Raw genomic sequence first — 14,133 nt, forward strand, 5'->3', positions numbered from 1 at the left:
CTACTGTAAAAACCATTTAGACATGAATATTAGATTTTCTATCTTCTTTATATTAACAAGTATGATTCTTTTCAACAGTTGCGAAAAGGATAAAGATGAAAACACAATGGATTCAATTTCTGGAATCTGGTATTTAAAAAATGTAAATGGTGGTTTAGCTGGAATAGATTTAGATTATACTAGAGATCAAGTAAAATGGACTTTTGACCATTCTAAACTTAAATTAAACGTAGAAAATAATATTATGACTACAGGACCAGAAGATATTTATGCTGGTCTAGATACTGGAGTTTATAACTACGAAGTACGAGAAGACAAGCAAATAAAAACTCTTTATGTAGAAAATAATAAAAAAGGTGTAATTATTATTGTAAATGATAATTTAAAATTAGATGATAATGTTGCTTCGGACGGTCTAATAACTGAATTTGAGCGCTAAATAAAACTCAATAGTACTAGCATTTTTAGTTAAACTCTATTTTTTCACCCTAACTGTCCATTCAAAATTAAAGGTAGACACTACTACCCCTTCTTCATTAGTTCCTATAGATTGCATCCAAAGGGTTTGCCCTTCTCCTGTAGTAACAGTTTTATCTAAGGCTTCTTTAATTTTATAGCCATCCTCGCATACAAAAGTAATTTTACCAGTAGCCTTTTTAGAAAAATTAGCATTATTATTGGCTACCAACATAGAAATTTTTTTACCACTGTCCTTAATTTGGTCTATCATCATAGCTCCAGTACTAAGCTCTGCAGCCATGCCTTGCACAGCCCAAAACATAGATTTAAATGGGTTTTGATTAAACCATTTATGCTTTACTGTAACCACTGCCCTATTTTTATCTATAGATTGCAAACGTACACCACACCACCATGCTGAGGGAAGTTTTAAAAAAGTGAACATATTTAATTTACTGGAAGAAACTGGCATAGGTATATTATTTTTTAATAAATATAGAGGATATATAATTAAGAATAAAATGTTAATTATATGTTAAATTACAGTACTTTGTTTTGCATAGTACCTTTTTTTAAACATATATTTGCATAAGAAACTAATAGGTCATGACAGAAACCATAACAAAACACGAGAAAACCTTGTCTGCATTAATACATGCATCTACCTTTTCTAAATTCTTTATTCCTTTTGGAAATTTCATTATTCCATTAGTATTATGGACAGCAAATAAAAAAGAATATAGCTTTGTGGATTATAATGGAAAACAAGCAATTAACTTTCAAATAAGTCTACTTCTTTATTCTATTCTTTTAGGAATAATAAGTGTTCCTTTTATTATTGGGATGCTCCCTAATATTATGGATTTTAATCTTTTTGGATTATCAGACCTAAGTAATTATAACAATTTAAACCTGCATTTTAACTTAGATAATTTTTCATTTACTAAGTGGATGATTCCATTAGGAGTTACTGGTTTGGCACAGGCAGCACTTTTTATTGTTAATGTAGTATATACCATAATGGCAACTTTAAAAACTAACGAAGGAGAAACTTTTAGCTACCCTGTTACTATAAAATTTATAAAATAAAAATCAATCCAGAATTTATTCATCAATCAATCCCCATATTCCGTACTTAGAGCTATAGTCTCTTAATCACAGACATAAAAAAACTTAAGGTATGGCATATGAAAACGAACAGTTAATTAAATAGATTATGAAATTATGAATGTAGAAAATACAAAAGCACAAATGCGTAAAGGCGTGCTAGAATATTGCATTTTATCTATCCTAAATGGCAAGGATAAATATGCTTCTGAAATTCTAGCAACTCTAAAAGACGCTAAGATGCTTGTTGTAGAGGGTACTATATATCCTTTGTTAACAAGACTTAAAAATGCTGGCTTACTAAATTACAGATGGGAAGAGTCTACCTCTGGACCGCCACGAAAATATTATACACTTACCGAAACCGGAAAAGTATTTTTAAAAGAATTAGATAGTACTTGGGACGAATTAAGAAACGCTACTAACGTAGTAACCAACACAAAAAATAACGCATAATGAACAAGACCGTAAACATAAACTTAGCTAATGTTCTTTTTCATATAGATGAAGAAGCTTACAACAAAATGCGCCGCTATTTAGAAGCTATAAAACGCTCTTTTGCAAATACCGCTGGTAGTGATGAAATTCTTGCAGATATTGAAGCTCGTATTGCGGAACTCTTTCATGAAAAGCTTGAAAATGAAAGACAAGTAATTACTAATAAAGAAGTAGACGAGGTAATTACCATTATGGGGCAGCCAGAAGACTATATGGTAGACGAAGATATTTTTGAGGATGAACCAGCACCAAAGAAAAAGAAGAAGAATGTAAAAAAATTATATAGAGATACGGAACTTAAATATGTTGCTGGTGTTTCTTCTGGGTTAGCACATTATGTAGGCATAGACCCATTATGGATTCGTTTGTTATGGGTTTTCTTTACCATTGGTTCTGGTGGAGGTTTTATTCTTATTTATGGTTTATTATGGATTCTTATACCAGAAGCTTCTAGTACTTCTCAAAAGTTAGATATGCGTGGCGAAGCCGTAAATATTAGTAATATAGAACGTAAAGTTAAAGAGGGTTTTGATGAGGTAGCTGAAAAAGTTAAAAGTGTGGACTATGAAAAAGTAGGAAACCAAGTTAAAAGCAGTAGTAAAACCTTTTTTGATGTTATTGGCGAAATTATCATGTTCTTTTTCAAAATATTTGGAAAATTCATAGGCATTATTCTTATAATAATTGGTGCAAGTGCTATTTTAGGACTCTTTATTGGTTTTATAGCCGTTGGCACTTTAGACTGGGTACATTTACCTGGGTTTAATAATTTTATAACCAATTCTTCGCAAGCTCCAGTATGGTTGCTTTCTTTACTACTATTCTTTGCAATAGGAATACCATTTTTCTTTTTGCTTTATTTAGGTTTAAAGATTTTAGTGAAAAACTTAAAATCTATAGGAAACATAGCTAAATTCTCTTTATTAGGGCTTTGGATTATATCTATTATAAGTTTAATAATAATTGGTGTTAGAGAAGCTGCTGCGCATGCATATTCTGGCAACGTTACAACAGAACATGAATTATATATAGATACCCCTAGAGACACTATATTTATTTCATCTGTATCTTCTAAATTACATGAGAATAGAGGAAACATTCATATGGACGGGTTAATTATGAGTTATGATGACAACGGTGAAGAAGTAATGTTATCTGAAGACGTTCGTATTAACATCAAAAAATCTAAAGATTCTGTTATTAGGCTAGAAGTTAGAAAAGAAGCAAACGGAGCATCTTTTAATGCAGCACGTGAAACTGCTGACCAAATAAATTATAGTTATAAAGTAGAGGGCAATACTATAATTTTAGATGACTTTTTAACCTTAAAAGGAAATAACAAATTTAATGACCTAGAAGTAAAAGCTACGCTTTATCTACCGGAAAATACTATTTTAAATTATAGTAAGAGTAATAGTAGATGTTGGAGCACCCATACTAATAATGACCATGATATGAATGGCTGTGAACTTACCAAATACTCCTGGAAAATTGCTAAAGACAATCAATTAGTGTGCTTAGATTGTCCAAAAGAAAAAGAACGTGAGGAAGAAAACAAGGTTATTATTAATGAAAATGGTATTAAAATTAATGTGAATGAAAACGGCGAAAACAACAAAATTCTTATTAATGAAGATGGAATAGACATTGATGTTAAAGATAATGGCGAGTCTTTTAAAATGAAAATAGACGAAAACGGAATAGATATTAACACAAACGAAAACAATTAAAAAACAACTCGGTTAACAAATCTAACAACTGAGTAATAAAAACTAGTAACGTACCAACAAATACATCAATTTTACAGTAATCAAAAAAACAACAATCATGACAACCCTAGTAAAAATTACCATCGCAATTATTATTACGCTCTTCTTATCCTCCTGCGGATTTGATATTAATCTTGGAGACATGGGCTCTGGTATTAAAGGAAATAACATCGTAGTAGATGAAAACAGAAACGTTAATGAAGGCTTTACTGTAGTATCTGCATCGGAAGGTATACAAGTTTATGTAACACAAGCAGAGGACTATAAAATATCTGTAAAAGGAGACGAAAATATTATAGACCTTATTGGTACAGATGTTAAAAACGGAAAACTACATATTCATGCTATTAAAAATATTGGTAGAGCAACTAAAAAAGTTTATGTTTCCTTACCTAATATTGATGCTCTAAAAAGCTCTAGTGGCTCCCATTTAGTTACAGAAAATACTATTAAAAGTGATGATTTAGAAATAGGTGCTAGTAGTGGTTCTATTTTAAATGCTGAAATTTCTTGTAATGATTTAGAGGTAGATGGCAGTAGTGGTGCTAATATTTTTATTTCTGGTAAAGCAAAAGTATCTGATATAGATGGTAGTAGCGGCTCTAACATAAAAGCTAAAGACCTTACTACAGTTATTTGTTCTGCAGAGGCTAGTAGTGGCTCTAATATAAAAATTCATGTTTCTGAGTCTTTGCACGCGGACGCTAGTAGTGGCGGTAATATATCGTATTCAGGTAACGCCAGTGTTCAAAAAAAGAAATCGGTTTCTGGTAGTGTACATAAATACTAAAAATTGAATTAGCTAAAAGCTACCCCCTACAATTAACTAAAAAAATCCGTTAAATTTTAGCGGATTTTTTTTGTTTTTAATTTCTATATTAACGCCATGGAAATACAATTAAAAAAATATAGCCTTAGTTTAAAGCATACGTTTAGTATTTCTAGAAAATCTCATGATTCTCAAGACTCTTTAATTACTAGCTTATCTTTAAATGGAGAAACTGGTTACGGAGAAGCTACTGCAAACTCTTACTACAAAATTACGGTAGAAAGCATGATGCAAGAAATTAAAAAAATTGAAAAAGAAATAACCGCTTTTAATTTTACAACTCCAGATATATTTCATCAATTTCTTGTAGATAAAGGACTTACCAATTTTGCCATTTGCGCTTTAGACTTAGCTGCGCATGATTTATATGGCAAGTTAAAAAAGAAACCTCTTTATGAGATATGGAAAACAAATATTAAAAAATACCCTACAACCAATTACACCATAGGTATTGCTAGTATTGACAAGATGGTAGCTAAAATGAAAGAAAAACCGTGGCCCATTTATAAAATTAAATTAGGAACAGATAAGGATGTTGCCATTGTTAAAGAGTTAAGAAAGCATACCGATGCTATTTTTAGGATAGATGCTAATTGTGCATGGAGCCCTGAAGAAACTATACATAACGCTCCAATTTTAAAGGACTTAGGAGTAGAGTTTTTAGAACAACCTTTAAAAGCAGATAATTGGGAAGGCATGGAAAAAGTAATGCATAATAGTGTATTACCCATTATTGCCGATGAAAGTTGTATTGTAGAATCTGATGTAGAAAAGTGTGCATTACACTTTTCAGGGATAAACATAAAACTTACCAAATGTGGTGGCCTTACCCCCGCCCTACGCATGATTAAAAAAGGAAAAGATTTAGGACTTAAAGTTATGGTTGGTTGCATGACAGAGTCGTCTGTTGGTATTTCTGCAATAGCGCAATTACTACCGCAATTAGATTATGTAGATATGGATGGTGCTATGTTACTTAAAGAAGATATAGCTAAAGGAGTAGAAATTAAAGAAGATGGTACTGTATTATTTTCTATACAAAACGGGAGTGGCGTTACCCTCTTATAATTATTATTAATACGATATTACATTTATATTCCTTTTAAAGAAAACTACTATTTCTCGTTATTATCTCAAAAAAATAACGTAACTTATTAATAATTAACAACTTAAAAATAGATAACCATGAAAAAAAAATTGGGATTGGTTTTCTTGATGTTAGTATTGGTTTCTGCAACCAATTTTACATCATCAAAATCGCACGTTAAACCTTCTTTGGAAGGAACTTGGGAACTCGTAAATCGTTATCATTATGATGGGATTAACGTATCAGACACTCTTCTGAATATTAACGGATATAGACAGGTAAAAATTTACAGCAAAGGTAAAGTTATGTGGACAAGATACTCTCCAGATGACCCTAAAGAATGGTATGGATATGGAACCTATAGTAAAACCGATACTAGTTTATCTGAAAGATTAGAATATGGCTCTAAATCTATGATGAAAGTTCTAGATACCGTACAAACATTTGAATTTGAATTACATTTATACGATGACCATTACAACCAAATTACTTTGGATGAACATGGACACCCAACATTTTCTGAAAATTATAAACGTATAGATTAAAAAAAGCAAAAAAATCCAGTATTTACATACTGGATTTTTTTATAACTCTTTTATTATATTATGCTACCTCCTCTGGAGTTTCTATAGCTGCTAAATAACGTTCTGCATCTAAAGCTGCCATACACCCTGTACCAGCAGCTGTAACCGCTTGTCTGTAATCTTTATCTTGTGCATCTCCACAAGCAAAAACACCAGGTAAGTTCGTTTTTGTTGTTTTTCCTTCTGTTAGCAAATACCCTGTTTCGTCCATATCTAACTGTCCAGCAAAAATATCTGTATTAGGTTTATGACCAATTGCAATAAACAAACCTGTGATAGCTATGTCTTCTTTTTTTCCTGTTTGGTTATTTACCATACGTAAACCTTCTACTACTTGGTCTCCTAAAACCTCATCAACTTCTGTATTGTATTTAATTTCAATATTTGGAATACTCTCTACGCGGTGTTGCATTGCTTTAGAAGCACGCATATAATCTTTACGCACTAACATAGTAACTTTATTACAAATGTTAGATAAGTAAGAAGCTTCTTCTGCTGCAGTGTCTCCTGCTCCAACTATAGCAACATCTTGTTTTTTATAAAAGAAACCATCACAAACCGCACAAGCAGATACGCCACCTCCACGTAATTTTTGCTCACTAGGTAAACCTAAATATTTTGCTGTTGCTCCAGTAGAAATAATAATAGTTTCTGCTTCTATAACTTTATCATTATCTACAGTTACTCTATGTATTCCACCAACTTTATCACTTAGTTCTGTTGCAGTAATCATCCCAATACGAACTTCTGTACCAAAACGTTCTGCTTGTTGCTGTAACTGCACCATCATTGTAGGCCCGTCAATACCTTCTGGATACCCTGGAAAATTATCTACCTCCGTAGTAGTTGTTAATTGCCCTCCTGGCTCCATGCCTGTATAAAGTACAGGTTTTAAATCTGCCCTAGAAGCATATATTGCTGCCGTATATCCTGCTGGGCCGGAGCCTATAATTAATGTTTTAATTCTTTCTATAGTATCAGACATAGTTTTTTTAATTTATTTGAGTTATACAAAAGTAGCTTTTTGACTTAAAACCTTACAATTAAAGTATTAAAACTTTATTAATAAGAGTTTGAATCTATATCTCTACCCCTATTCTATTTAATATTCTTTTACGGTTCTAAATCCTAAGTGCTCTAAAGAAGAATCTGGACTAGAGCCCATTCTTGAAGAAACTCTATAACTTGCACAATAAGAATCGCTACATAAAAAAGAACCGCCTTTAATGACTTTTTCTTTTGCGTATGGGTTGTTTTCTGTAAAAGGGTTACTTGCCCCTGTTGGGTTATACGTAACTTGGTTTAAAGCCCCTTGTTCTTTATAATAATTTGTGTTATACCAATCTGTTGTCCATTCCCAAACATTACCAGCCATATCAAACAATCCATTACTATTAGCAGGATAACTTTTTACTGGTGCTCTTCTTTCGTAACCATCCATTTTTGTATTAACAACCGGAAACTCTCCTTCCCAAGTATTTGCTCTTTTCTTTAAATCTACAACATCATCTCCCCAAAAATATATAGCTTCTAAATTTTCTCCTCTAGCAGCTAACTCCCACTCGGCCTCGGTTGGTAAACGGCTACCATCCCAACTACAATAGGCAACTGCATCTTCATAAGAAACTTGTACTACAGGGTAATTACCTTTTCCTTTTATAGAACTCCCTGGTCCGTTGGGGTGCTTCCAACTAGCTCCTATTGTCCATCTCCACCATTGCGAAAAATCATATAAATTTGGCAAAGAACTTTTTGTTTTCTTAAAAGTTAAAGACCCAGGTTGTAAGATAGAATCGTGCGGTTTTTGAGTCCCTTCAGGAAGTTGCTTTTTCATATCTTCCCAGTCTATTTCTCTTTCTGCAACAGTAATATAACCTGTTTCTTTTACAAATTTTGCAAACTGGTCATTTGTAACTTCTGTTGCGGACATAAAAAATCCATCCACTGCAACTTTATGTGCTGGTTTTTCATGTTTCATTGCCATTTTATCTTGCGGTACTGCTCCTTGTAAAAATTCTGCTCCACTAATCCAAACCATTCCTTCTGGTATAGAAGTTCCTTTGGGCATTTTGGTTCTAATAGAATCTGGTATTACAACTTTACCCTCTTTTAAAGCAATTTCTTCTTCATTTGTTTTGTCTACTTTTTTAGAGTCTACATTTTTACATTGTACACAAAACGCTACTAAAGCAAGTCCTAAAACAACTATCTTCTTATTAATCATTTACATAAATTTATATCTTCAAATTTAATTCTATTATTTTATTTTTACTGTTATTAAACACAAGAGATGTTGTAAGTAATGCGGAAATCTTGCTAAACTTGAAGATTCAAACTAAAAAAGCCAACTGCACGATCAAGGACTTTTCATTTTGCTCGTGCCTCACAAAATAAAAAGAGCTTGCCATTCTTCAACGTTCACCCATACAAAGTGATTATTTTAATACTCACTCAGTGAGATATTTAATAATTCTTCTTAATTTAGTAGACTGAATTAAATAATTCAATTATGAACCGAATTAAAGAGGTTTTAGACGAAAAAGGAATTAAGCAAAAATGGCTAGCTGAAAAGCTAGAAAAAAGCTACAATATGGTTAACTCTTATGCGCAAAACAGGAGACAACCAAGTTTAGAGGATTTATACAAAATTGCTGAAATATTAAATGTTGAAGCAAAAGAATTACTAGTGCCAATAAAAGAGCTGAATTGAGGACGGAAATAGACATATTAGAAAATGAAATCTTAGAAAAATATCCAAAGGTTCTAGATATTCTTTTACGAGACCAAACAACTCAAAAAAACATTATTTGGGCAACAAGTAATTATGAGGATTTGGGAGAATCATATTTAGAAAGTAATCCGATTCAATCTGAGTACATTACTGGGATAAATGGTAATGTAATAATGCCAAGGGTTCAAAAAGACCAAATATTACAACATTCCAGAGTAAAGAAAATGGCTGAAGTATTTACACCATCTTGGATTTGTAATGCACAAAATAACTTAATAGATAATGCTTGGTTCGAAAGAAAAAATGTTTTCAATAAAGAAATTCCAGATAAAAAAAAATGGAAAACTAACCAAACAAAAATTGAATTCCCAAAAAATAAGACTTGGAAAGATTATGTAAATGATACTCGACTTGAAATTTCTTGTGGAGAAGCACCATACATAACAAGTAGGTACGATACTACAACAGGTAAATTCATTGAGATTGAAAGCAGGATTGGTTTATTAGATAGAAAACTAAGAGTTATAAACGAAAATGTTGATGATTCTAGTGAATGGTTTAAGGCAATGAAGTCAGCTTATAAAAACACTTATGCTTATGAATGGCAAGGTGACAGTTTATTATTAGCAAGAGAGTCAATGCTATTTACTTTCATTGAAAACTACAAACATAAATTCAGTAAAGAACCTTTACTTAAATCAATTCAAGAAATAGCATATATAATTTCTTGGAATGTTTGGCAAATGGATGGTTTAAGAGGTGTTGTTCCATTCTCTTGTGGTGAAATAAAAACAAAATCAGTTAATCTATTTGGAGAAGAAGAAACAGGCAATTCATTTTGCAAAGGCTGTCTTAACAACAATATGTTTGAACATAATGGAATTTACTGTTTAGTTATGGACTGGTCAAACAAAAATTTAAAAGGGAAAAAACTAAGGTTTATTGACCTAATAGAAAATACAAAATCAATAAATGGCAGAAAATAGTCAACTAGATATGCAAATACTTGAGGAATTAATCATCGGAAGAGTTGAGCCTCATATTTACGCTTTCACAACAGGAACAATTCCTAATTATTTAAAAGTTGGCGATACATACAGACCAGTAGAAACAAGACTTAATGAATGGAGAAAATATTTTCCTGAACTAGAGAAGAAATTTCAAGAAGTTGCAAAGATAGATGAGGAAACTTTTTTTAGAGATTTTGCAGTTCATAAATATTTGGAAAACGATATTCAAAAGTCTAGGTTATTGCCTAATTCCTTGGAGTCAATACCATATTATTCAAATGAATTTTTCAAAGATGCTACACCAAAGGACGTAGATAATGCTATAATTGATATAAAAGAATCTCATAAAAATAACGATACAAAATACCAGCTTTATAGATTTGAAAACAGTCATATTCCAATAGTTCATACTTACAATAGAACTGAAACTTATGAGCCAAGACCAAATCAAAAGGATACCATTGAAAGGTTCACAAATGCATTAAAAAAAGGCAGAAATAATCTTTTAATGTATGCTGTAATGCGTTTTGGTAAGTCATTTACCTCAATGTGCTGTGCAGTAGAAATGAATGCCAAAATTGTTTTAATTGTTTCGGCAAAAGCTGATGTTAGAGAAGAATGGAAAAAAACTGTAGAAAGCCATAAAAAGTTTGATGGATTTACGTTTTTAGACAGTAACTCACTTTTGCAAAGTGATTCTATTATTAAAGAAAAAATTGAGGCAAATGAAAACATCGCTTTATTTCTAACACTTCAAGATTTACAAGGCGATGATATAAAAATAAAACACAAGGAAGTATTTGAAAATCAAATTGATTTATTACTTATTGACGAGACACATTTTGGTGCAAGAGCATTAGAATACGGTAAGGCTTTAAAAAACTTTTCAACTAAAGAACAAAAAAATGAGGAAAAACTAAATGATGAATCTATAGACCAATTAGACGATACTACTAAAACTATAAACGCAAAGATTCGCATTCATCTATCTGGTACGCCTTATCGAATTTTAATGAATAGTGAATTTACAAATGACGATATAATCGCTTTTTATCAATTCACAAATATTGCTGAAGACCAAGAAGATTGGAATGAGCAAAACCTAATTAAAGATGAAATAAAAGAATGGGATAACCCTTATTATGGTTTTCCTCAAATGATACGTTTTGCATTTAACCCAAATAAATCTTCCAGACAAAGAATGGAAGAACTTAAAAAAGCAGGTATTACTTATACTTTCTCTGAATTATTAAAACCTAAATCTATACTTAAAGACAACACAAATCAACTACATAAAAAATTTATTTATGAGCAAGAAATCATCGATTTACTTAATGTGATTGATGGTAAAGATGAAGATGACAACTTATTAAGTTTTCTAGATTATGATAAATTGAAAGAAGGTAAAATGTGTCGTCATATGGTTTGTGTTCTTCCCTATCGTGCTTCCTGTGATGCTTTAGAGGAATTAATTAAATCGAATGAATTTAAAAACCTAAGTTCTTACGAAGTAGTCAATATTTCTGGTGTAGAAAATGATAAAATTTACAAAGACGCACAGTCAGTAAAATCTAAAATAACTAAATATGAAAGTGAGAACAATAAAACTATCACTTTAACAGTAAATAGAATGCTTACAGGAAGTACAGTACCTGAATGGGATACTATGCTTTATTTAAAAGATACAGCTTCACCACAAGAATACGACCAAGCAATTTTCAGGCTTCAAAGTCAATTTATTAAGGTTTATAAAGAACCAGATGGGGATATTGTAAAATATAATATGAAACCTCAAACCTTATTAGTTGATTTTAACCCTAATAGAATGTTCCAAATGCAGGAACAAAAGTCGCAGATTTACAATGTTAATGTAGAATCTAACGGAAACACCGAATTAGAAGAAAGAATAAAAAGAGAACTACAAATTTCACCAATAGTTATCATTAACAACAAAAAAATGGTTGAAGTTGAGCCAACAGATATATTAGATGCTGTTCGCAAATATTCGAATGAAAGGAGTGTTTTAGAGGAAGCTACATCAATTTCTATTGATTTTTCTTTGTTAGACATAGGTGCAATAAAAGCTGTAATCGAAAAACAAGGTGGTTTAAAATCAAGACAAGGTTTAGAAATAAAACCATCGGAGGGAGAAGGTGAAGATATTGATACCGGTGATGAACCTGATAATGATGAAAAGCCAGATAAAGATGATAAGGATTCAAAACCTTCAAAAGATGATGAAAAAATAGATTACAAAGGAAAGTTTGCAATGTATTATGCAAGAATTCTTTTCTTTTCTTTTTTAACGGATTCAACTGTTAAGTCACTTCAAGAAATTATCAATACAATAATTAACGATAAAAACAATCTGCGTATAGCAACACATTTAAATCTTGAAGCAGATATACTTGTTCTATTTCAGCAGCACATTAATCCTTTTATACTAAGCGAATTGGATTATAAAATCTCTAATATAAATTCTTTAGCAAACGACATTACAATTTCACCAATTGAAAGAGCAAGTAATGCGATGAAGAAATTTAGTCGCTTATCGGATTCTGAGATTGTTACACCGGAAGTTGTTACCGATAAAATGATGAACTCATTACCTGTCGATGCAATAAACGAAACTACTTCACTACTTGATATTGCTTCCAAACAAGGCGAATTTGTGTATGCCACATATAAGAAATTCGGAAAAGAGGTAGCAAATAATTTTTACTCAATCCCAACATCTAAGATTGCTTACGAGTTCACTAGAAAAGTATACAAACTACTTGAACTAGAAATTGAAAATATAGAATCAAACTACACATCTTACGATCTAATCAAAGAAAACGATTTGATTAAAGATGAAACTATAAAAATTAACAACAACGATATGAAATTTAATGTAATTGTTGGTAATCCACCATACCAAGAAAGCGATGGAGGTGCACAAGCTAGTGCTAGACCTATTTATCACCATTTTGTGAATATTGCAAAACAGTTGGATTCTAACTACACCTGCATAATTATGCCAACAAGATGGTATGCTGGTGGAAAAGGGTTAGACACATTCAGAGATCAAATGTTAAATGACAAAAACGTTTCAGAGCTACACGATTTTTTAAAGCCGGATATAATTTTTCCAAATACAAATAACAGAGGAGGCATTTGTTTTTTCTTAAGAGATAAGAGTTTTGATAATAGTGAAGACTTAACGAAAGTATTTACTTATAATGATAATTTAATCCCAATTCAAAATTTAAGAAATTTAAAAACAGAAGACTCTGACATTCTTATTCGACACAATATTGCTGTGGATATACTCAAAAAGGTTAAATCAAATGATGAATATGAGTCTTTTGAAAGTATTATATCTTCAAGAAAACCTTTTGGACTAGATGGAAATATTGTTAAAAATAAAACAATCTTTAGGTCTTCAAAGAATGGACTAACATCACCTGTTTTGTGTTATGGTAAAGGGAAACAAGTAGGGTTTTTGAATATAGAGGAAATCACGAAAAACACTAATTGGATTAATAAATTCAAAGTATTTGCACCTTATGCTAACAATATTGGGACAGAATTAAATGATGATAACTTGAATGCATTTGTAGGAGAGCCAAATACAATAAGTACTGAAACATATATCGTTATAGGAGCTGATTTAGACTTAAAAGAAGAATCAGCTAAAAATCTAACAAACTATTGTTTCACTAAGTTTACTAGGTTTATGCATAGCATTCTGAAAGTAAGTCAACACGGAACATCGAAAACATACAAATTTGTTCCTCTCCAAAATTTCACTTCTGAATCGGACATCGACTGGAGTAAATCTATTGAGGAAATTGACAAGCAACTTTATATAAAATATAAACTGACTAAAGAAGAAATTGAATTTATTGAAAAAATGATAAAACCAATGTAAGCTAAAGCTAAAAGCCATACGCATTCGCAATTCACTACAGCCAACACTACGCCAAAAATTTCAAAAGAGTATATAAAACATAGCTATTATAGGCTTTCTGAGAGGTTTTTGTGTATTTATAAAGTACGCTAAATCCGAAAAGTTAG

At 31.4% G+C, this 14,133-nt stretch carries 13 protein-coding genes; 10 read left to right on the plus strand and 3 right to left on the minus strand.

Going from position 1 to position 14,133, the window contains the following annotated elements:
- The first annotated feature begins 22 nt into the window (after positions 1–22).
- Positions 23–439, plus strand: coding sequence for a hypothetical protein (locus Q0945_RS11855; RefSeq protein WP_299434803.1), 417 nt, complete (start codon positions 23–25; stop codon positions 437–439).
- Between the two features lie 36 nt (positions 440–475).
- On the opposite strand, the gene Q0945_RS11860 is transcribed toward Q0945_RS11855, so the two are convergent.
- Positions 476–931: a DUF4442 domain-containing protein gene (locus tag Q0945_RS11860; protein ID WP_299434805.1), complete on the minus strand. Its 456-nt coding sequence runs from the start codon at positions 929–931 to the stop codon at positions 476–478.
- A gap of 134 nt (positions 932–1,065) precedes the next feature.
- On the opposite strand from Q0945_RS11860, the gene Q0945_RS11865 reads away from it, so the two are divergent.
- The 6 genes from Q0945_RS11865 to Q0945_RS11890 all read left to right on the plus strand — a co-directional run bounded on the left by Q0945_RS11865 (position 1,066) and on the right by Q0945_RS11890 (position 6,294).
- Positions 1,066–1,548, plus strand: coding sequence for a DUF4870 domain-containing protein (locus tag Q0945_RS11865; protein WP_299434807.1), 483 nt, complete (start codon positions 1,066–1,068; stop codon positions 1,546–1,548).
- 135 nt (positions 1,549–1,683) lie between these two features.
- Complete coding sequence (locus Q0945_RS11870; protein WP_121068691.1) at positions 1,684–2,022, plus strand: PadR family transcriptional regulator; 339 nt, start codon at positions 1,684–1,686, stop codon at positions 2,020–2,022.
- A complete protein-coding gene (locus Q0945_RS11875; RefSeq protein ID WP_299434809.1) occupies positions 2,022–3,794 on the plus strand; it encodes a PspC domain-containing protein in 1,773 nt (590 codons plus the stop codon). Before Q0945_RS11870 ends, Q0945_RS11875 begins: the two co-directional genes overlap by 1 nt.
- A 97-nt stretch (positions 3,795–3,891) precedes the next feature.
- On the plus strand, positions 3,892–4,623 hold the full coding sequence (locus Q0945_RS11880) for a head GIN domain-containing protein (RefSeq protein ID WP_299434811.1): 732 nt from the start codon (positions 3,892–3,894) through the stop codon (positions 4,621–4,623).
- 96 nt (positions 4,624–4,719) lie between these two features.
- Positions 4,720–5,730 (plus strand): dipeptide epimerase, encoded by a 1,011-nt coding sequence (locus tag Q0945_RS11885; protein ID WP_299434813.1) that lies wholly within the window; start codon positions 4,720–4,722, stop codon positions 5,728–5,730.
- A 117-nt stretch (positions 5,731–5,847) separates the two neighbouring features.
- On the plus strand, positions 5,848–6,294 hold the full coding sequence (locus tag Q0945_RS11890) for a hypothetical protein (RefSeq protein ID WP_299434815.1): 447 nt from the start codon (positions 5,848–5,850) through the stop codon (positions 6,292–6,294).
- A gap of 58 nt (positions 6,295–6,352) precedes the next feature.
- On the opposite strand, the gene trxB is transcribed toward Q0945_RS11890, so the two are convergent.
- Together trxB and Q0945_RS11900 are read right to left on the minus strand one after the other, a co-directional pair.
- Complete coding sequence (gene trxB, locus Q0945_RS11895) at positions 6,353–7,318, minus strand: thioredoxin-disulfide reductase (RefSeq protein WP_299434817.1); 966 nt, start codon at positions 7,316–7,318, stop codon at positions 6,353–6,355.
- Positions 7,319–7,435: 117 nt separating this feature from the next.
- Positions 7,436–8,557, minus strand: a complete 1,122-nt coding sequence (locus Q0945_RS11900) for a formylglycine-generating enzyme family protein (RefSeq protein WP_299434819.1) — start codon at positions 8,555–8,557, stop codon at positions 7,436–7,438.
- A gap of 285 nt (positions 8,558–8,842) precedes the next feature.
- Here Q0945_RS11900 and Q0945_RS11905 point away from each other — a divergent pair, with 285 nt between their 5' ends.
- The 3 genes from Q0945_RS11905 to Q0945_RS11915 are packed head-to-tail and all read left to right on the plus strand — an operon-like array spanning position 8,843 to position 13,987.
- Positions 8,843–9,043, plus strand: a complete 201-nt coding sequence (locus Q0945_RS11905) for a helix-turn-helix transcriptional regulator (protein WP_144896418.1) — start codon at positions 8,843–8,845, stop codon at positions 9,041–9,043.
- Positions 9,040–10,050, plus strand: a complete 1,011-nt coding sequence (locus Q0945_RS11910) for a restriction endonuclease subunit M (protein WP_299434822.1) — start codon at positions 9,040–9,042, stop codon at positions 10,048–10,050. Before Q0945_RS11905 ends, Q0945_RS11910 begins: the two co-directional genes overlap by 4 nt.
- Positions 10,037–13,987 carry an Eco57I restriction-modification methylase domain-containing protein gene (locus tag Q0945_RS11915; protein WP_299434824.1) on the plus strand — a complete coding sequence of 1,317 codons (3,951 nt, stop codon included), beginning with the start codon at positions 10,037–10,039 and terminating at the stop codon, positions 13,985–13,987. Before Q0945_RS11910 ends, Q0945_RS11915 begins: the two co-directional genes overlap by 14 nt.
- Positions 13,988–14,133 lie beyond the last annotated feature (146 nt).

It is taken from the genome of uncultured Maribacter sp., assembly GCF_947500405.1.
Classification (GTDB): domain Bacteria; phylum Bacteroidota; class Bacteroidia; order Flavobacteriales; family Flavobacteriaceae; genus Maribacter_B.